Annotated in this window: 18 protein-coding genes and 1 pseudogene; 1 reads left to right on the forward strand and 18 read right to left on the reverse strand. The window is 68.8% G+C overall.

From position 1 onward, the window contains the following. Nucleotide 1: 1 nt before the first annotated feature. From QZM67_RS02725 to QZM67_RS02735, 3 genes and pseudogenes are all read right to left on the reverse strand, one after another. Nucleotides 2-250 carry a hypothetical protein gene (locus QZM67_RS02725; RefSeq protein ID WP_175023275.1) on the reverse strand — a complete coding sequence of 83 codons (249 nt, stop codon included), beginning with the start codon at nt 248-250 and terminating at the stop codon, nt 2-4. Then, nucleotides 247-1,494, reverse strand: a complete 1,248-nt coding sequence (locus QZM67_RS02730; RefSeq protein ID WP_301800655.1) for an alkaline phosphatase family protein — start codon at nt 1,492-1,494, stop codon at nt 247-249. The genes QZM67_RS02725 and QZM67_RS02730 overlap by 4 nt, the downstream gene beginning before the upstream one ends. Nucleotides 1,495-1,663: 169 nt before the next feature. Beyond that, nucleotides 1,664-1,795, reverse strand: a pseudogene (locus tag QZM67_RS02735) (AraC family transcriptional regulator); the annotation flags it as partial. A gap of 232 nt (nt 1,796-2,027) precedes the next feature. Between QZM67_RS02735 and QZM67_RS02740 the strand changes: the two are divergent. Further along, nucleotides 2,028-2,825, forward strand: a complete 798-nt coding sequence (locus QZM67_RS02740) for an alpha/beta fold hydrolase (RefSeq protein ID WP_301800658.1) — start codon at nt 2,028-2,030, stop codon at nt 2,823-2,825. Nucleotides 2,826-2,993: 168 nt separating this feature from the next. Here the strand turns inward: QZM67_RS02740 and infA are convergent, their stop codons facing one another. From infA to QZM67_RS02815, 15 genes are all read right to left on the reverse strand, one after another. After that, the gene (gene infA / locus QZM67_RS02745; RefSeq protein WP_011355053.1) at nt 2,994-3,257 is read right to left on the reverse strand and encodes a translation initiation factor IF-1; all 264 of its coding nucleotides are present in this window, start codon (nt 3,255-3,257) and stop codon (nt 2,994-2,996) included. Nucleotides 3,258-3,717: 460 nt separating this feature from the next. Further along, nucleotides 3,718-3,921: a cold-shock protein gene (locus QZM67_RS02750; protein ID WP_006483056.1), complete on the reverse strand. Its 204-nt coding sequence runs from the start codon at nt 3,919-3,921 to the stop codon at nt 3,718-3,720. Between the two features lie 290 nt (nt 3,922-4,211). Beyond that, nucleotides 4,212-5,291, reverse strand: coding sequence for a Rieske 2Fe-2S domain-containing protein (locus QZM67_RS02755; protein WP_301800660.1), 1,080 nt, complete (start codon nt 5,289-5,291; stop codon nt 4,212-4,214). 67 nt (nt 5,292-5,358) lie between these two features. Continuing rightward, entirely contained in the window at nt 5,359-7,821 is a 2,463-nt protein-coding gene (locus tag QZM67_RS02760) for an RND family transporter (protein WP_301800662.1), read from the reverse strand. 65 nt (nt 7,822-7,886) lie between these two features. Further along, nucleotides 7,887-8,858: a sialidase gene (locus tag QZM67_RS02765; RefSeq protein ID WP_301800664.1), complete on the reverse strand. Its 972-nt coding sequence runs from the start codon at nt 8,856-8,858 to the stop codon at nt 7,887-7,889. A 150-nt stretch (nt 8,859-9,008) separates the two neighbouring features. Then, nucleotides 9,009-10,214 (reverse strand): acetyl-CoA C-acyltransferase, encoded by a 1,206-nt coding sequence (locus tag QZM67_RS02770; RefSeq protein ID WP_301800665.1) that lies wholly within the window; start codon nt 10,212-10,214, stop codon nt 9,009-9,011. 18 nt (nt 10,215-10,232) lie between these two features. Further along, a complete protein-coding gene (locus tag QZM67_RS02775; protein ID WP_301801398.1) occupies nt 10,233-10,718 on the reverse strand; it encodes a MaoC family dehydratase in 486 nt (161 codons plus the stop codon). Continuing rightward, nucleotides 10,718-11,518 (reverse strand): SDR family oxidoreductase, encoded by an 801-nt coding sequence (locus QZM67_RS02780; protein WP_301800666.1) that lies wholly within the window; start codon nt 11,516-11,518, stop codon nt 10,718-10,720. The genes QZM67_RS02775 and QZM67_RS02780 overlap by 1 nt, the downstream gene beginning before the upstream one ends. Continuing rightward, nucleotides 11,515-12,714: an acyl-CoA dehydrogenase family protein gene (locus QZM67_RS02785; protein ID WP_301800667.1), complete on the reverse strand. Its 1,200-nt coding sequence runs from the start codon at nt 12,712-12,714 to the stop codon at nt 11,515-11,517. The genes QZM67_RS02780 and QZM67_RS02785 overlap by 4 nt, the downstream gene beginning before the upstream one ends. After that, the gene (locus QZM67_RS02790) at nt 12,711-13,949 is read right to left on the reverse strand and encodes an acyl-CoA dehydrogenase family protein (RefSeq protein WP_301800668.1); all 1,239 of its coding nucleotides are present in this window, start codon (nt 13,947-13,949) and stop codon (nt 12,711-12,713) included. Before QZM67_RS02790 ends, QZM67_RS02785 begins: the two co-directional genes overlap by 4 nt. Before the next feature lie 3 nt (nt 13,950-13,952). After that, a complete protein-coding gene (locus QZM67_RS02795; protein ID WP_301800669.1) occupies nt 13,953-14,831 on the reverse strand; it encodes an SDR family oxidoreductase in 879 nt (292 codons plus the stop codon). Between the two features lie 32 nt (nt 14,832-14,863). After that, the gene (locus tag QZM67_RS02800; protein WP_301800670.1) at nt 14,864-16,015 is read right to left on the reverse strand and encodes an acetyl-CoA C-acetyltransferase; all 1,152 of its coding nucleotides are present in this window, start codon (nt 16,013-16,015) and stop codon (nt 14,864-14,866) included. Further along, entirely contained in the window at nt 16,015-17,082 is a 1,068-nt protein-coding gene (locus tag QZM67_RS02805; protein ID WP_301800672.1) for an acyl-CoA dehydrogenase family protein, read from the reverse strand. The genes QZM67_RS02800 and QZM67_RS02805 overlap by 1 nt, the downstream gene beginning before the upstream one ends. A 35-nt stretch (nt 17,083-17,117) precedes the next feature. Beyond that, nucleotides 17,118-18,287 carry an acyl-CoA dehydrogenase family protein gene (locus QZM67_RS02810; RefSeq protein ID WP_301800673.1) on the reverse strand — a complete coding sequence of 390 codons (1,170 nt, stop codon included), beginning with the start codon at nt 18,285-18,287 and terminating at the stop codon, nt 17,118-17,120. Beyond that, nucleotides 18,284-19,093, reverse strand: a complete 810-nt coding sequence (locus tag QZM67_RS02815) for an enoyl-CoA hydratase family protein (RefSeq protein WP_301800675.1) — start codon at nt 19,091-19,093, stop codon at nt 18,284-18,286. The genes QZM67_RS02810 and QZM67_RS02815 overlap by 4 nt, the downstream gene beginning before the upstream one ends. Between the last annotated feature and the right edge of the window lie 7 nt (nt 19,094-19,100).

A 19,100-nucleotide genomic window follows, 5' to 3' on the forward strand; every position in this document is an offset into this window, starting at 1 on the left:
GTCAGCGATGCTTCGCGCCGTGCCGCTTGCGCCGATGCGCTTCGCGCGCCTGCAGCAGCGACGGCATCAGTTCCTCGATGTATTGCCGCGCCTGCCCGCGCGTCACGACCTCGCTGAAACGCTGATGGGCCTTGTCATGGCCGACCAGCGCCGCATGCGCTTTCTTCAGGATGTGCAGATACGCGATCAGACTCGTGCCGTCGCGCACGGGCAGCGCATCGCGCGGGTCGAAGGCCGGTGTGGTACTCATGATCCGATCCTTTGCGGGCAGTCGCTGCGGCACGTCGTGGTGACGAGCGCCAGCAGGTCGTTCGCGAGACGGTCGCGGTCGGTCAGCGGCGCCAGGCCGAACAGCCGCTCGAGCGTCGCGGCAACCGACGCATGATCGTACGGCGTATGGTCGACCTGCCCGGCCGCGACCCACGGCGAAATCACGATCGCCGGCACCCGCACGCCGTACAGGTCGAACCCGAAGCCGCTCGCGTTCAGCGTCGCCGCCGCGCCATCGTTCGGCGGCGGTGCGGCGCCCGGCCTGACCGAATCGTAGAAGCCGCCATGCTCGTCGTAGCAGATCACGAGCAGGCTGCTGTTCCACACCGGCGAATTGCGGATCGCGTTGTACACGCGCGCGGCGAGCTGGTCGCCGCCGGCAAGGCCGTCCATCGGGTGTTGCGAGCTGCCGTTCTGGTAGGTGCCGTGCACGATGTCGCCGTAACCGGGCTCGATGAACGTATAGCGCGCCGTATAGCCGGCCGCGAGATCGGCCTCGAAATGCGCGAGATCGTCGACGTCGAAGAAGCTGATGCCCTTCAGCGACGCGACCTGCGGCACGTGGCCGAGCGGATCGCCCGTCTGGTCCTGGTAGATGCGCCAGTTGTCGTCGCCGAGCGCGGCGAAGATCGAACCCTTCGGATACGGAAAGCCGTCGAACGCATCCCACCCGGCCATTTCTTCCTTGGTCGGCGAGTGATCGAGCCCGGCCGACGACGCGCCGTGCAGGAAAAAGCGGTTCGGCCAGGTCGGCCCCGGCATCGACGCATGCCATGCGTCGCACAGCACGAACGCGTTCGCGAGCGCGGACAGCGACGGCGCCTGCGTCGCGATGTCGACGCCCTGCATGATCTTGCCCGCATCGGCCGGCTGCGGCGGCGTGCCTTCATCATGCGAGGTCGCGTAGTTCGACACGAATCCCGTATTGCCGACCGGCGGATACGGCTGCCCTTTCACGAACGGCACGCCCGCACCGCAAAGCTGCTCGAGCACGTCGGTGAATTCGTGGCACGGATCGGTCGGCATCCGGTCGGGCGCACCGCCGCCGAACGGATAGACCGCGCCGCCATACGCGTTGCTGTTGCCCGGCGACGCGGCGACGATGTCGGGGTAGCCCGACAGCGCGAACAGGTGGTCGAAGGAACGGTTCTCGAGCATCAGCACGAACACGTGCTGGATGCGCGCCTGAACCGAAGGAGATGCGGGGGCTGCGTCTGCACTCATGGCGCCTCCTGGCGTCGCGCGACGAAAGTCCTGCTGGCACGGTCGTTGGCCCGCTGAAAGCCACTGAAGGGATTGAAAGCCGTGGCGCGGGCCGCGAATTGCCGACGAGTGTACGACCGCGCCGGCCCGCGCGTAAAGCTGCATGCGAACCGCGTTGCGGCCTGTGCGTTCAGCCGTCGGCCGGCGCGGTTTTCAGCGTGACGACATCGCGCCGCGGCGGCGCACCGAACATCCGCGCGTATTCGCGGCTGAACTGCGACGCGCTTTCGTAGCCGACGCGATACGCGGCCGTTTCCGCGTTCGCCGCTCGCGCAACGCTTAGCGCATTGCGGTGTCGAGCGGGATGGCGGGATGGCGGGATGGCGGGATGGCGGGATGGCGGGATGGCGGGATGGCGGGATGGCGGGATGGCGGGATGATCGTTGACTTTCGTCGATCGCCCCGATACGATCGATGCACTTTCAAGACGCCCTCCCGGTCCGCCGGGAGGGCGTTTCGTTTTGGTTCCTCCAACCAAAAGGAAGCCCCTTGAAATGAACCGTATCGACACCCTCACTTCCCGCCCGAACAGCGGCCTCGGCTACCTCCAGCACGGTACCGGCTCCGAATGCGTGATGGTCATGCACGACTGGCTCGGCGACCATACGAACTACGCGGCGCTGCTGCCGTATCTCGACGAAACGGCGTTCACGTACGTGTTCGTCGACCTGCGCGGCTACGGCGAATCCATCCATCTGACCGGCGCCTGTACCGTCGACGAGATCTCGGCCGACTGCCTGGCGCTCGCGGATCGGCTCGGCTGGCAGCGCTTTCACGTGATCGGCCATTCGATGACCGGCATGGCGACCCAGCGGCTCGCCGCCGACGCGCCGTCGCGCATCAAGAGCGCAATCGCCGTGTGCCCGGTGTCGGCGGCCGGCAATCGCCTGAACGACGACGCGCGCGCATTCTTCGCGCGCACGGCCGTCGACGACGATGCGTTTCGCCGGCTCGTGCGATTCGTGACGGGGGGATTGTCGGCGCGCTGGGCCGACGTGAAGCTGCGGCAGAACCGCGAGCGCGTGGCGCCGGATTGCCGGCTCGCGTATCTCGACATGCTGACCGGCACGGATTTCGTCGACGACATCCGCGGACTCGACACCCGCTTCTTGGTGATCGTCGGCGACAAGGATCCGGGGCTCGACGAAGCGGCGATGCAGGCGACGTTCCTCGCGTGGCATCCGAACGCGCGGCTCGCGACGCTGCCGAATTGCGGGCATTACCCGATGCAGGAATGTCCGCCGTACTTCGCGATGATCGTCGAGGATTTCCTGCGGGACGCGGCCGCCTGAGCGTTGCGCACGCGCGGCGGCCGGTAAAGGTCGTATTGGCCGCCACGGCATGACGATGCCGGCGACGACCGGTGGACGGCACGCGATGGTGTCGTCCACCCGGCTCGTCCGGCCTCGTCGGCCGGACGGGATTCGATCGGCACGCGGCGGCGCGCCGATCGTTACCGCTTAACGGCGCGGCTGGCCGGTTCGCGGCGGACGCGGGGAATTCGCGTCCTTGTGGCGGAAGTTGATACGACCCTTGGTGAGGTCATAGACCGACAGTTCCAGCGTCACGCGGTCGCCCGCAAGAATGCGGATGTGGTTCTTGCGCATGCGGCCCGACGCGTACGCGCCGACCACGACGCCGTTTTCCAGCGTGACACGGTATTTGCTGTCCGGCAGCACTTCGTCGACGATTCCGTCCAGTTCCAGCAGTTCTTCTTTTGCCAAACCAATTCCTCCAGACAAGGTAATTGACCGCGGCCGCGGCGATCTGCCCGGCGCCGTGCCCACAACGGGACGGCGGCCGGCAGGCTGCCGGGGATCGGTTCGTTCAGACGGGCCATGGGCCTGTCTTGCGATCGGAGCCCGGCGCGTTGCGGCGTTCAGGCGGTCGGTGGCGGCGGCGCACGAAGCGCCGCGCAAGTCGGGACCGCGCCTGCTACGGCATGGCGGCGGTCTGCTCAGGTTGAAGCGGTGATGCGCTCGCTAAGCGGCAGGCGCTTTGCGAAGGCGTTGCGTCGCACGCCATTCTGGCATGCGATGAAAGAGGCGTCACGACCGATGCATCGTGAATGTCGCGATGCATCGGTCGTGCGCATCGGAAACGCGCCGGCTGCCGCCAAAGCGGCGCCCTGCGCGCAAATCCATCCGGCAGCGGCCGCCGTGTGGCGGCCGTTGCCGATGCGGCTTACTGCGGCGTGATGTTCGACGCTTGCAGACCCTTCGGGCCGCGCTTCACTTCGAAGCTGACCTTCTGGCCTTCGGCCAGGGTCTTGAAGCCCGTGCCGCGAATTTCCGAGAAATGGGCGAACAGATCGTCGCCGCCGTTGTCAGGGGAGATGAAACCAAAGCCCTTGGTTTCGTTGAACCACTTGACGGTACCGGTATCCACAATTACTTCCTTAATACAAATGACGAATAATTGAACATGCGCCCTCGACGGGCACAGAAAGAATCAAAAGAGGGAGAGACCAACGACCGCCGCACGGAGTGCGGCCAATGATGAGCAATCGAACTTCTTGAACACTTCGGTCATGGACACTACGCGGTAGTGGCCGTTTCGTCAAGTCATTTTGATGCGGCGCACCAGCACACCCGCCGCGTGCGCCTTATGCGGCGGGTGTTACCGGCCGACGGGGCCTGTTTCGATACGCCCCCTTTTTTCGCTCCGCGAGCCGGCTTTTACTGCGGCTCGAACACGTGATGCAGCGCCGGCGGTTCCGCGCCCTCCCGGATCCGCATTTCGAATGCCTTACGCGCGACGCTCGCCGGCCGCACGTCCGCCACGTCCAGATAGAACTGCGAATACCAGTCGCGCATCTGGTACAGCGGGCCATCGCCTTCGCACAGCAGCGGGTTGTCGATCCGCGTCTTGCTGTGCCAGATGTCGACGTCCTCGTAGAACGCGCGCTGCGCTTCCTTCACATACGCGTTCGCGATCTCCATGTTCTGCGCGTCGGACAGCCCGGCCACCTTCTTCACGATCACGCCGTAGCGCAGCTCGAAGCTGTTCATGTCGATCGGCACGTGGCAGTTCAGCAGCACCGAGTGGATCGGCTGCCCGCCGCTCTGCCCCGTCATCTGCGTGATGTGCACGGCCGGCCCGAAATACGTCGACAGCGCGGTCAGCGCGTCGCCGCCGAGCTTCTCGCTGCGGCCGACCATCAACTGCGTCGCCTTGTGGTCCTCGAACAGGTTCGCGAAATAGTCGATCGGCGCGCGGTGGACGGTCGCGAAGTGCGCGACGTCCGAGATGTTGTCGACCAGTTCGCGGCAGTTGGCCTGGATCACCATCCTGTCGACGACCCAGTCCGACCATTCGTCGGAGAAGCAGACGTCGAGGCGCGGAATCGCGACTTCCGGCGGCGGCGCGTTGCCTTCGGGGTCGTTCCACACGAACAGCAGGTTGTTTTCCTCGCAGGTCGGCCATGCGCCGATGCGTGCCTTCGGCGGGATCCGCTTGCAGTATGGGATCGACGCGCACTGCCCTTCGCCGCTCCACGCCCAGCCGTGGAACGGGCACACGAGGTGGTCGCCCTGCACCGTGCCGAGGCTCAGGTCGGCGCCCATGTGCGGGCAGTATGCGTCGACGACGTTGACCTTGCCGGTCGAATCGGCGAACGCGGCGAGCTTGCGGCCGAAGGCGTTCAGCGTGTGCGGCTTGCCGTCCTTGAAGTCGCGGGCGAGCCCGAGGCAGTGCCAGCCACGCGCATAGCGCTGCGCGAGCGGCTGGGCTTCGATCTTGTAAGGGCGTGCGGACATGTGGGTTGACTCCTCTTGTGGAGAGCGCGCGGCGGCCGGCCGCGCGCGGGGGAAATGGGGGCGCCGGTCAGCGCATCGGGTTGCCGGGTTCGAACGCGGGCGACGGCTTCAGCGGCGCCGGGGCCGCCGGCGACGGCTGCTGCTTGTGCAGCACGCGGCGCTCGGCGCGCTCGACGCCGAGCCACGCGGCGAGCGCCGGCAGCAGGAATACCGCGCCGAACAGGTTCACGAGGAACATGAACGCGAGCAGCACGCCCATGTCGACCTGGAACTTCAGCGCGGAGAACGCCCACGTGCCGACGCCGATGAACATCGTGACGGCCGTGAACAGCGCCGCCGTACCGCGCTGGCGCATTGCATCGGCGAACGCGTCGGGCAGCGTCGCGCCGTGGCGGATGTCGTGCTGCAAGCGCTCGTACAGGTAGATCCCGTAGTCGACACCCACGCCCACGCCGAGCGTGATCACCGGCAGCGTCGCGACCTTCAGCCCGATGCCGAGCCGCGCCATCACCGCGTTGCACAGGATCGACACGAGCGTGAGCGGCACGATGATGCACAGCACCGCGCGCCACGAGCGGAACGTGACCGCGCACAGCAGCGCGATCGCGCCGAAGATCGACAGCAGCATCGCGATCTCCGCGTCGCCGACGGCCTCGTTGGTCGCGGCCATCACGCCGACGTTGCCGCCCGCGAGCCGGAACGCGACGTTCGGCGTCGGGTTCTCGGCCGCGAAGCGCTTGATCTCGTCGACGATGTGCGCGATGGTCGTGCCTTCGTGGTTCTGCGTGTAGATCAGCACCTGGATCGCCTTGCAGTTCGCGGTGTTCATCCCGTTGTCGGGATCGAACGCGTTGGAACCCTGCGTGAGCCCGTCGCTGGAGCGCGGCAGCGCGGCCCAGCGCGGATTGCCCTCGTTGAACGCAGCGATGAACACCTTGCCCTGCGACGCCACGCTCGTCACCGACTGCACGCCGGCCACGCCGCGCATGTTCATCTCGAACTTCTCGATCGCGCTCATCACCGGGTAATGCAGGCACGCGTCGTCGAAGCCGGTCGTCTCGACGATCACCGACAGCACGTCCACGCCGATGTTGTACTGGTGCGTGATCGCCGCGTTGTCGACGTTGTAGCGCGAGTTCGTGCGCAGTTCGGGTGCGCCGGTGCCGATGTCGCCGATCTCCAGCTTGCGCGATTCGAGCGTGCCGTACGCGAGCAGCGCGAGCGCCACCGCGAACACGCCGAGTGCGGGCGCCGGCCGCGCGAACACCGCGAAACGCGCCCACTTCCCGCTACCGCCGGCCGCCGCCGTGCGCTGCGCGCGGGCCAGCGTGCCGCGTTCGAGGCGCGTGTACGACAGCAGGATCGGCAGGAACACCTTGTTCGTGACGATCATCAGCAGCACGCCGAGGCACGCGGTGATGCCGAGCTCGCGCACGATGTCGATCCGGATCCGCATGATCACCATGAAGCCGAGCGCGTTGGTCAGCAGCGCGACCGTGCCCGGCACGAACAGCTTGCGGAACGCGTCGCGCGCGGCATCGGCCGACGATGCGCCGCGCACCAGCGCCTGCTTCCACGCATTGGTCATCTGCACCGCGTGCGACACGCCGATCGAGAAGATCAGGAACGGCACGAGGATCGACATCGGATCGATGCCGAGCCCGAGCAGCGGCAGCGCGCCGAGCAGCCACACGACCGGCAGCAGCGCGACGACGAGCGCCAGCACGGTGGTCTTCAACGAACGCGTGTAGGCGAACAGCAGCGCGGCCGTCACGAGGAACGCGAGCGCGAAGAACGCCATCACGCCCGCGATGCCGTTCTCGACGTCGCCGACCAGCTTCGCGAAGCCGATGATGTTCACATCGATGCCCTGCTTCGCGTATTTCGCGCGGATCTCCTCGAGTTGGCGCGCGACCGCGCTGTAGTCGAGCCGCTTGCCGGTGGCCGGATCGGTCTCGCGCAGCTCCGCGCGGATCAGCGCCGATTTCAGGTCGTTGCCGACGAGGCGGCCGATCTGCCCGGAGCGCGCGACGTTGCGGCGCACCTTCGCGAGATCGTCCGGGTTCGCGCTCGAGAACTGGCCCGGCACGACCACGTCGCCGCGAAAGCCGGCCTCGGTCACCTCGGTGTAGTGGACGTTCGGCGTGAACAGCGAGAACACGCGCGAGCGGTTCACGCCGGGGATGAAGAAGACGTCGTCGGTCGCGTGGCGCAGCGCGTCCATGAAGGTCTGGTTGTAGATGTCGCCGTCACCCTTCCAGCGCAGGCTCACGAGGATCGTGTTCGCGCCGGGGAATGCCCCCGCGTAGCGCTCGAACACCTGCATGTACGGATGCTCCATCGGGATCATCTTGTTGAAGCCCGGATCGAGCTTCAGGCGCGTCGCGGACAGGCCGAGCGCGAGCGTCACCGCGACGCACAGCACCAGCAGCAGCCGGCGGCGGCGGACGATGGTGTCGGCGCAGCGCTCGACGAACGCGGCGAGGCGCGACGCAGGAACGGCTTCAGGGGGACGTGACAGGTCGTTCATGGGAATTCTCTTGTCGATGCAGACGATGCGAAATGAACGGAAGCAGGCAGCAGGACCGCCGCGCGTCAGGACGGCCTGGCGGCAAGCAAGCCGGCGAGCGGCGCGACGCCGGCCTCACCGCCGAGCAGCAGCGCGCCGTGGCCCATGTCGAGTACGGCCGCGAGGCTCTGCACGCCGCCGAGCTTGCGCACGTCGAAGGTCAGCCCGCCGTCGCGCGACGCGACGATCGCGCCACCCTGCCCGACCAGCACGAGCTCGCCGTCGGTGAGCTGCGTTGCGCCGAAGTACGACACTGGTACATGGCTGTCGACGTGCGTCCAGGTCGCGCCGCGATCGGTGCTGCGCACGACGTTGCCGCGCATCCCGTAGGCGACCCAGTCGCCGTTCGCGAGCATCAGCGCGCCGAACAGCGAACCGGCGTACGGCGACGGCAGCTTGTCCCAGGTCGCGCCGTTGTCGGTCGAACGCAGCAGCGTGCCGCTCTCGCCCGCGATCAGCAGGCTGCCGTGGCCGTCGCCGACGATCGCGTTCAGGTGGCGGTCGCCGGCCGGGGTCTTCACGGTCTGCCAATCGAGGCCAGCATCGTCCGAGCGCAGCAGCTGGCCGAAGCTGCCGGCCGCGAACAGGGGGCCGTCGGCCGTGCCCCAGATCGACAGCAACGGATCGGAATGCGCGTGATCCATGTACACCTCGCGCCAGTGCGCGCCGGCGTCGTCGCTGCGGACGATCCGGCCGTCGTGGCCGACCGCGATCCCGAGCGTCGGCGTGACGAAGCGCACCTGCGTGAGCGTCGAGCCCTGGTCGGGCGTGACCGACGCCGGTCGCCAGTGCGCGCCCGCGTCATCGCTGAGCAGGATCACGCCGCGCTCGCCGACCGCGACGATGCGCGCGCCGGCCTTCGCCAGCCCGTTGATCTGCAGGCGCTCCGCATGGATCGCGGTGACCGGGAACGCCGGCAGCGGGCGCGGCGAAAACGCGAACAGCGCGGCGCCGAGCACGAGTGCCGACATCGCGAGTCCGGGCAAAGTTCGTTTCATCGCTTGTCTCCTGTGTCTGCGTTCGACGACGGTTCACGCCATGGCGCCCACCGCCGTCGCCTGCAAGTCTCCGGGCCGTCGGTCGTTGCCGCGGCCTCGAATGGTCCTGAATGGAGGGCCGCTCGAGCGGCGCGGCCCGTCCGCGTGCCGCTACGCGCCGACCTCGAACAGCGCGGCGGCACCCATCCCGCCGCCGATGCACATCGTCACGACCGCGTGCCGCACGCCGCGCCGCGCGCCTTCGAGCAGCACGTGCATCGTCATCCGCGCGCCGGACATCCCGAACGGATGGCCAAGCGCGATCGCCCCGCCGTCGACGTTCAGCCGCGCGTCCGGAATGCCGAGCGTGTCGCGGCAGTACAGCGCCTGGCACGCGAACGCCTCGTTCAGCTCCCATAGCCCGACGTCGGCCACGGTCATCCCGAAGCGCGCCAGCAGCTTCGGGATCGCGAACACCGGGCCGATACCCATTTCGTCCGGCTCGCAGCCGGCCACCGCGAGGCCGCGGAACGCGCCGAGCGGCGTCAGGCCGCGGCGCTGGGCCTCGCCACGCGACATCACGACCACGGCCGCCGCGCCGTCCGACAGCTGCGACGCGTTGCCGGCCGTCACGAACTCGCCCTGCTCGACGACCTTGCCGCCGCTCCACGACGGCTTCAGCCCCGCGAGCCGTTCGGCCGTCGTGTCGGCGCGCACGCCTTCGTCGCGCGCGGCGTTCACGTCCTCGTGGCCGGCCGGATTGCCTTCCTTGTCGAACAGCGCGCGCCGCACGTCGAGCGGTGCGATTTCCGCGTCGAAGCGGCCGGCCGCCTGGGCTTGCGCCGTGCGCTGGTGGCTCTGCAACGCGAATTCGTCCTGTGCCGCGCGGGAGATGCCGTAGCGGCGCGACACGATCTCGGCCGTTTCCATCATCGCGATGTACGCAGCCGGCTGATGGTCGAGCACGGCCTGCGAACGCGCGCGATACGCGTTCTTGTGCTTGTTCTGCGTGAGCGAAATCGACTCGATGCCGCCCGCGACGACGATCCGCGCGTCGCCCGCGCCGATGCTGCGCGCGGCGCTCGCGATCGACATCAGCCCCGACGAGCACATGCGGTCGATCGCCATGCCGGGCACCGACGCCGGCAGCCCGGCCGCCGCAGCCGACAGGCGGCCGATGTTGTAGCCCTGCGTGCCCTGCTGCGCGGCGCAGCCGATCACCACGTCGTCGACGTCGGCCGGCGCGACGCCCGCGCGTTCGAGCGCGGTGCGCACCACGTGGCCGCCGAGCGCGGGCGCCTCGGTGTCGTTGAACATGCCGCGAAACGCCTTGCCGATCGGCGTGCGTGCGACGGAAACGATGACTGCGTCTTCCATGTGTGTGGCTCTCTCGAACTAGAAGGTGTAACGGCTGATCGTGTCGGCGACGCAGCCGGGCTTGGCTTCGCCTTCGATCTCGACGGTCACGCGGATCCACGCCTGCACGCCGCCTTCGAGCGGCTCGACGCGCAGCAATTCGCCGACGCCGCGCACGCGCGCGCCGACCTTCACCGGCGCCGGGAAACGGATCTTGTCGCAGCCGTAGTTGACGCCGAGCCGCGCGCCGTCGATCCGCACGATCTGCGGCAGGAAATAATTGACGAGCGACAGCGTCAGGTAGCCGTGCGCGATGCACGCGCCGAACGGGCCGTCCTTCGCGCGCACCGGATCGACGTGCACCCACTGGTGGTCGCCCGTCGCATCCGCGAAGCCGTCGATGCGGATCTGGTCGATCGCGAGCCATGCGCTCGCGCCGAGCGTGTCGCCGACGGCCGCCGCGAGTTGGCCGGGATGCGCGAACACACGGGGCGTCGCGCGCACGGGGTCGAGGGTCGCGCTCATCATGCGTGCTGGCTGCTGACCGACAGCACTTCGCCCGTCATGTACGACGCGTAATCGCTTGCAAGAAACACCATCACGTTCGCGACCTCCCAGACTTCGGCGGCGCGCCCGAAGGCTTCGCGCGACGCCAGTTGATTCAGCAAGTCGGCCGGCGCCGACTTCTTCAGAAAATCGTGCATCGCGATACTCGGCGCGACCGCGTTGATGCGCACGCCGTACGGCGACGCCTCGAGCGCCGCGCAACGCGTGAGCGCCATCACGCCCGCTTTCGCGGCCGCGTAGTGCGCCTGTTCCGCCTGCGCGCGCCAGCCGAGCACCGATGCGTTGTTGACGATCGCGCCGCGGCCGCGGGCCTGCATGTGCGGCAGCATCGCGCGCGTCATCCGGAACGTCCCGGTGAGGCTAATGTCGATCACGCGCGACCATTCGGCATCGTCCATATCGACGATGCGGGTCGACCCGCCGAGCCCCGCGTTGTTGATCAGCACGTCGACGCCGTCGAGCTTGTCCTGCGCTTGCGCGACCAGCGCCTGCACGTCGGCCTCGGCCGCGACGTTGCACAGGCGGCCGTACACCTGTTGCAGCCCCGTTTCGGCACGCAGCGTCTCGACCGCCTGTTCGAGGCGCTTTTCGTGGATGTCGGAGATGAACAGCGCGCGGCAGCCTTCTTCCGCGCAGCGGCGGGCGGCTGCGAAGCCGATGCCGGCGCCGGCGGCAGCCGTGATCAGCACCGATTTGCCGGCGAGCAACTGATGGCCCGGTACGTAGGCCGGTGCCTTCTGGATGGTGGGTTCGGTCATGCTTGTCCTCGCGGTTCCCTGGGCATGCCGAGCCCGCGCTCGGCCATGATGTTGAGCTGGATTTCGTTGGTGCCCGCGTAGATCGTGTCCGCGCGGGAGAACAGGAATACGCGCTGCAGATGAGTGAGTTTTTCGTCGGCCGGATCGATCACGTTCGCGCGGGACCCAAGCGCATCCATCGCGAGTTGGCCGAGGTCGCGATGCCAGTTCGACCAGGAGTACTTGTAGATCAGCGCCTCGCGGCGCAGCGGTGCGGAGCCGCCGTCGACGTCGTCCGCGCCGGACAGCATCCGCAGCGCGTTGTAGCGCATCACGCGCAGCCCGGCCCACGCGCGGCCGATCCGCTGGCGCAGCACCGGGTCGCGGTCGGTGCCCGCTTCGCGCGCGGCGTCGATCACCCATTCGAGCTCGCGGACGAACTGCATCTGCTGGCCGAGCGTCGACATCCCGCGCTCGAAGCCGAGCAGCGTCATCGCGATCCGCCAGCCGTCGCCGGGTGCGCCGACGAGGTCGCGCGCATCCGCGCGCGCACCGTCGAAAAACACTTCGTTGAATTCCGCGCCGCCGTTGAGTTGCTTGATCGGCCGGATCTCGATGCCCGGCTGGTCGAGCGGCATCAGCAGGAACGACAGCCCCTTGTTGCCTTTCGACACGGGGTCGGTGCGCGCCAGCACGAAGATCCAGTCGGAATCGTGCGCGAGCGACGTCCACACCTTCTGGCCGTGGACGCGCCACGTTCCATCCGCGTCCTGCTCGGCGCGCGTGCGCACGTTGGCCAGATCGGAACCCGCGCCCGGCTCTGAATAACCCTGGCACCAGAACTGCGTGCCGGCGAGGATGCCGGGCAGGAAGCGCGCGCGCTGGTCGTCGGTGCCGCATGCGACGAGCGTCGGCCCGAGCAGCCCTTCGCCGATGTGGCCCATCCGCCCGGGGCCGCCCGCGCGTGCGTATTCCTCGTGGAAGATCACCTGCTCGGCGACCGAGAAGCCGCGCCCGCCGGCATCCGTCGGCCAGCCGAGGCCGGTCCAGCCGCCTTGCGCCAGTTCGCGTTCCCACGCCTTGCGCAGTTCGGGCCACGCTTCCTCGTCGCCGGGGCCGCCGCGGTATTTCAGGCACGCGAAGCCGCCGGTCAGGTGCGACTGCACCCAGTCGGCCACTTCGTGCCGCAATTGCTGTTCGCGCGTTTCGCTGTTCATTGGAGGGCTCCTGCGCGTGCGGCGGATGGTCGAGATACCACCGTGGCGGGTGGTGAGAACGCTTCGTCGCGATACGACGCGCCGCCGTCGATCGCGTGGGACGCGATCCATTCGAGCAGTTGCGGCGTGCTGCCGAACTGCGCACCCGACGCCTGTGCGCGCTTGAAATAGAGATGCGGGTCGTATTCCCACGTAAAGCCGACGCCGCCGTGCAACTGGATCGCTTCCTGTGCGCAGAACGCAGCGGCGTCGTTCGCAGCGGCCTTCGCAGCGGCGACATCGGCCCGCAGCGCCTCGCTGGGCACCGCGCTGCCGGCTTCCGCGTCCCACGCATGCGCGGCACCGAGCACCGCCGAACGCGCCGATTCGATCAGCACCATCATCTGTGCGCAACGGTGCTTGACGGCCTGGAACGAAGCGACCGCGCGACCGAACTGCACGCGCTGGCTCGTGTAGTCGAGCGTCAGGTCGAGGCATTGCTGGGCGCCGCCGAGTTGTTCGGCAGCCAGCGCGAGCGCCGCGAACCAGGCAGTGCGTTCCAGCACCTGTGTAGCCGCCGTGCCGCACGCGAGCAGCGCGTCGCGGCTCACACGGGCTTCGTCGAGCACGATCCGTGCGATCGGCCGAGTAGCGTCGAGCGTGTCGAGCGGCGTGACTTTGAGGCCCGACGCCGTTGCGACATCGATCGCGAACAAACCGATCGACTGCCCTTCGTTCGCGATCCGCGCGGGCACCAGCAGCAGGTCGGCGCGCGCGCCGTCGATCGCCTGGGGAATCGTGCCGGTCAGCGCATAGCCGCCGGCCGTTTCTTCCGCGACGACCGGCAGCGGCCATGCGCCCGCCGGCGCATCGAGCGGCAGCGCCAGCGTCGCACTGCATGCGCCTTCGGCAATCTTCGCGAGCCATCCGTTTGCCAGCGACGTGCCAGCGCAGCCCGCGAGCGCGGTCGCCGCGAGGCACGCGGTCGAAAAATACGGCACGCACGCCACGCGCCGGCCGAGCTGCTCCATCAGCACCGTCTGCTCGACCGCGCCGAGCCCCAGCCCGCCGGCCGTCTCGGGCAGCGCGAGCGCGTTCCAGCCGAGCTCGCCCGCGAGCGCGGCCCACAACGCATCGTCACGGCCGGCCGACTGCTCGAGCGCGCGGCGCACGTCCGCGGACGCGCTGCGCTCGACGAGCACGTCGGCCGCCGCGTCGCGGATCATCGCCTGTTCGTCGGTGAGCGCCAGATCCATTGCTCAGCTCCCGTACACGCGCTGCGCGGGCCGTGCCTCGGCCATCAGCCGCGCCACCGCCGGGCCGACCTCGGCCGCCGCCCAGCGCGCGCCGCGATCGACGCTCGGGCCCGTGCGCCAGCCTTCCGCGACCGCGATCATCCCGCCCGCGACCTCGAACACCTGGCCTGTCACGTCGGCCGACAGCGCGCTGCCGAGCCACACGACCAGCGGCGCAACGTTGGCCGGATCGAAATAGTCGAAGCCGCCGTCCTCGGGCTTCTTCATCATGTCGGCGAACACACCTTCGGTCATCGACGTGCGCGCGGCCGGTGCAAGCGCGTTCACGCGCACGCCGTAGCGCTGCAGCTCGGCCGCCTGCATCAGCGTGAGCGCGGCGATCCCGGCCTTCGCCGCGCCGTAGTTCGACTGGCCTATCGAGCCTTGCAGCCCGGCGCCCGAACTCGTGTTGACGATCCGCGCATCGACCGGGTGGCCGGCCTTCGCCGCGTCGCGCCACACGCGCGCCAGCACGTTCGACAGGCAGAAGTGGCCGCGCAGATGCACGCGCATCACGTCGTCCCAGTCGATTTCGGTCATGCTCGTGAACATCTTGTCGCGGCAGATGCCTGCGTTGTTGACGAGCACGTGCACGTCGCCGAATGCATCGCGTGCCGCGTCGACGATCCGCTGCGCGGTGTCGACCTGCGTGATGTCGTCCGCGTTCGCGAGCGCTCGCCCGCCGCGTCGTGCAATCTCGTCGACGACGGCCTGCGCGGCATCGTGCCGGATGTCGTTGACGACGACCGCCGCGCCTTCGGCCGCGAACGCGAGCGCGTATGCGCGCCCGAGCCCGCCGCCCGCGCCGGTGATGATGACGGTGCGTCCGTTACAGATTCCCATGCTCATGCCTCGTGGATCGTGAAAGATGGCGCTCACAGGCGCTCGATGATCGTGACGTTCGCGAGGCCACCGCCTTCGCACATCGTCTGCAGCCCGTAGCGGCCGCCGGTGCGTTCCAGTTCGTGCAGCAGCGTCGTCATCAGCCGCGCGCCGGTCGCGCCGAGCGGATGGCCGAGCGCGATCCCGCCGCCGTTCGGGTTGGTCTTCTCGTGCGGGAAGCGCGTATCGGCGAGCCACGCCTGCGCGACCGATGCGAACGCCTCGTTCATCTCGACGACGTCGATCTGCGACCAGTCGAGGCCGGCCTTCTTGAGCGCAGCCTTCGTCGCGGGAATCGGTGCGGTCAGCATCCACAACGGATCGTCGCCAAGCACGCTCAGGTGATGGATGCGCGCGCGCGGCGTGAGGCCGTAGCGCTTCAACGCATCCTCCGACACGATCAGCAGCGCGGCAGCCGCATCGCAGGTCTGGCTCGCGACGGCCGCCGTCAGCGAGCCGCCCGGCGTCAGCGGCTCGAGCGTCGCCATCTTCTCCAGCGACGTATCGGGACGCGGCGTTTCATCGTGCATCACGCCTTCGAGCGGCACGATTTCCCGCTTGAAATGACCGGCCTCGATCGCCGCGACCGCGCGACGATGGCTTTCGAGCGCATACCGCTCCATCGCGTCGCGCGACAGGTTCCAGTGATCGGCGATCCGCTGCGCGGCGACGAACTGCGACACCAGCGCATCGCCGAAGCGCGCGCGCCAGCCGGTGCTGCCCGAGAACGGATCGGTGAAGCCGAGCGGCGCCGCGCAGGTCATCGCGGACGAGATCGGGATCTGCGTCATCGTCTGCACGCCGCCGGCCACCACCACGTCCTGCACGCCGCTCATCACGGCCTGCGCAGCGAAGTGCACGGCCTGCTGCGACGAGCCGCACTGGCGATCGACCGTCACGCCCGGCACCTTCAGCGGCAACCCGGCCGCGAGCCAGCAGGTGCGCGCGATGTTGCCCGCGAGCGGGCCGATGGTGTCGACGCAGCCGAACACCACGTCGTCGTAGTCGTCGGCCGGAATCGCGTTGCGTTCGACGAGCGACTTCAGCACGAAGCCGCCGAGGTCCGCCGCATGCACGTGTGCGAGCCCGCCCTTGCGGCGGCCGGTCGGCGTGCGCAGCGCGTCGACGATATAGGCTTGTTTCATTAGTTCGATTCCTCGAGGTCGAAGGTCTGCGCGGGGCCGATCGGCAATGCGTCGCCGAAGATCGCGTCGGCCACGCGCGCCTTGTGGAATGCGGCGTCGCCCCAGCTTCCGGAGAGCGCCCAGATGCGCTTCATGAAGATCTGCAGGTCGAGTTCCCACGTGTAGCCGATCGCACCATGCACCTGCATCGAGTGGCGCGCGGCCAGTTGCGCGGCCGACATCGCCGCGAGCTTCGCGTGCGACACGAACACCGCGCGCTGCGGGTGGTCGTCGGCGATCGCCTGTGCCGCACGCGCGACCACCGGCCGCGCGAACTCGTAGCGGATCGCGACGTCGGCCAGCAGATGCTTGAGCGCCTGGTACGAGCCGATCGCCTTGCCGAACTGCTTGCGCTGCGCGCTGTAGTCGATCGCAACGTCGAGCACGCGCTGCGTGAGGCCGAGCAGTTGCGCGGCGACCGCGAACGCGCCGTGGTCGAGCGCGCGATTGAGCAGCGGCGCGGCGTCGTCGGCGCTCGCGATGCGCGTAGCCGCCGACGGTTCCCAGTCGAGCGTGAACAGGCGCCGCGACGGGTCGACACTGTCGACCGCGCGCCATGCGCACTCCGCGGGATCGACGCGGTGCAGCTCGCCGCGGTGCTCGCACAGCAGCGTCTGCGCGACGTGCACGTCGGCCGCATACGGGTTCACCGGATGCACGAGCGCGACGCGCGCACGGCCTTCCGCGATGTCGTTCAGCAGCGCGTCGCGCCAGTCGCTGGCGGGCAGCCGCGCCAGCACGCCGGCCGACACGAGCGCCGTGTCGAGCAGCGGCTCGGGACTGCCGAAGTAGCCGTAGGTCTGCGCGAGCAGCGCCCATTCGACTTCGGTCAGGCCGAGGCCGCCGTGCGCTTCCGGCACCGACACGGCGGTCAGCCCCTGTGACGCGAACAGCGCCCACAGGTCGTCCGAACGCCCGGTCGGCGTAGCCCACAGCTCGCGGATCAGCTCGGGTGTCATCTCGGTCATCAGCAGGCGCTTCACGCTGTCCGCGAGCGCTTCCTGGTCTTCATCGAATACGAAATCCATACGATGTCCGTTCAGTGAGAGAGTCGCCGGCGCGCTTACGCGCGCGGCATGCCGAGCATCCGTTCGGCGACGATGTTGCGCTGGATCTCGTTGGTGCCCGCGTAGATCGGGCCGGCCTGCGCGAACAGGAAGCCGTCGAGCCAGTGGCCGAGCGTCGCGTGCTGCGCGGCCGTCTGCGGAACGACCTCGCCGTGCGCGCCGAGGATGTCGAGCGCCGTCTGGTGCATGCGCAGGTCGAGTTCCGACCAGAACACCTTGTTGGTGCTCGACTCCGCGCCGATGTGGCCGCCCTTCAGCAGCCGGCTCGCGGTCGCGTAGGTCGACAGCGCGTAGGCCTGCGCATCCATCCATGCCTGCACCACGCGCTCGCGCAGCGTCGGATCGCGGTCCGCGCTGTCGCGATGCGCGAGATACAGGTCGCGCAGCGCCTGCGCGGTGCGCTGGAAGCGCGCCGGCGAACGCAGCATCAGCCCGCGCTCGAAGCCGGCCGTCGCCATCGCGACCTGCCAACCCGCGCCTTCGGCCGCGAGACGGTTCTCGACCGGCACGCGCACGTCGTCGAAGAAGATTTCCGCGAAGCCCGTCTGCCCGTTCAGCTGGCGGATCGGCCGCACCGTGATGCCCGGCGCGGACAGCGGCACCATCAGGAACGTGAGCCCGTGGTGGCGCGACGATTCGGGGTCGCTGCGAAACAGGCCGAACAGCCAGTCGGCCCACACCGCGCGGGTCGACCAGATCTTCTGGCCGTTCAGCACGTATTCGTCGCCGATCCGGGCAGCGGTCGTGCGGATCGCGGCCATGTCCGAGCCCGCGTTCGGCTCCGACCAGCCCTGCGCCCACACGTGTTCGCCGGCCGCCATCGCGGGCAGGAAGCGCGCCTTCTGCTCCGCCGTGCCGAAATCCATCAGCGTCGGGCCGAGCAGGAAGATGCCGTTCTGGTTCACGCGCATCGGTGCGTCGGCGCGCCAGTATTCCTCTTCGAAGATCAGCCACTCGATCAGGTCGCAGCCGCGCCCGCCCAGCTCGCGCGGCCACGTGACCATGCTCCAGCGGCCCGAGTGCAGCGTGCGCTCCCATTCGCGGTGCGCGGCAAAGCCCGCTTCCGTGTCGAAGCTCGGCAGCCGCTCGCGCGGCACGTGCGCGGCGAGCCAGTCGCGGATTTCCGTGCGGAACGCCTGCTGTTGCGGCGTATAGGTCAGGTTCATGCGCGTGCCTCCTCGGCGGCGGCCTGCGCGTCGAAGCGCGCGTCGCGCTTCTCGACGAACGCGGCCCGTGCCTCGGTCGAATCGTTCGTCATGTATGCCTGCAGCGTGAAGCCCTGCTCCCAGCGGTACTTGTCCTCGAGATCGCCGTCCTCGACGCCGTTCAGCGCCTCCTTCGCGAGCCGCACCATCGCGGGGCTCTTCTCGGCGATCCTGCGGGCGATCGCGAGCGCCGCGTCGCGCAGCGTGTCGCGCGTCACGACCTGCTCGACCGCGCCGAGCCGATACGCTTCGGCCGCGTCGATCATGTCGCCGGTGAAATACATCATGCGCACCTTCTGCACGCCGAACAGCCGCTGCAGATGCGCGCCGCCGCCCATCGCGCCACGGTCGATCTCGGGCACGCCGAAGCGCGCGCAATCGGCCGCGACGACGATGTCCGCCGCACCGCAGATGCCGATCCCGCCGCCGAGCACGAAGCCGTGTACGGCCGCGATCACCGGTTTCGGGTTGCGGTGCACCGCGCGGAACGTCTCGTAGTTGCCTGCGTTGACTGCGACGATCCGCTCCGGATGCGCGGCCAGTTCCTTGATGTCGACGCCCGCGCAGAAGCCGCGGCCTTCGCCGCGCACGACGATCACGCGCACGTCGTCGTCCTCGCCGAGCGCGTCGAGCGCACGCGAGAGCGCGTGCCAGCCCTGCGCGTCGAGCGCGTTCACGGGCGGATGAGCGATCACGAGTTCGGCGATGCCGTCGGCGCGATCGATCCGGAACGGCGTTGCGCCGGCCGGTTGATTGGATGTAGTCATCTCCAAA

Source organism: Burkholderia sp. AU45251, from assembly GCF_030482905.1.
GTDB lineage: Bacteria > Pseudomonadota > Gammaproteobacteria > Burkholderiales > Burkholderiaceae > Burkholderia > Burkholderia aenigmatica.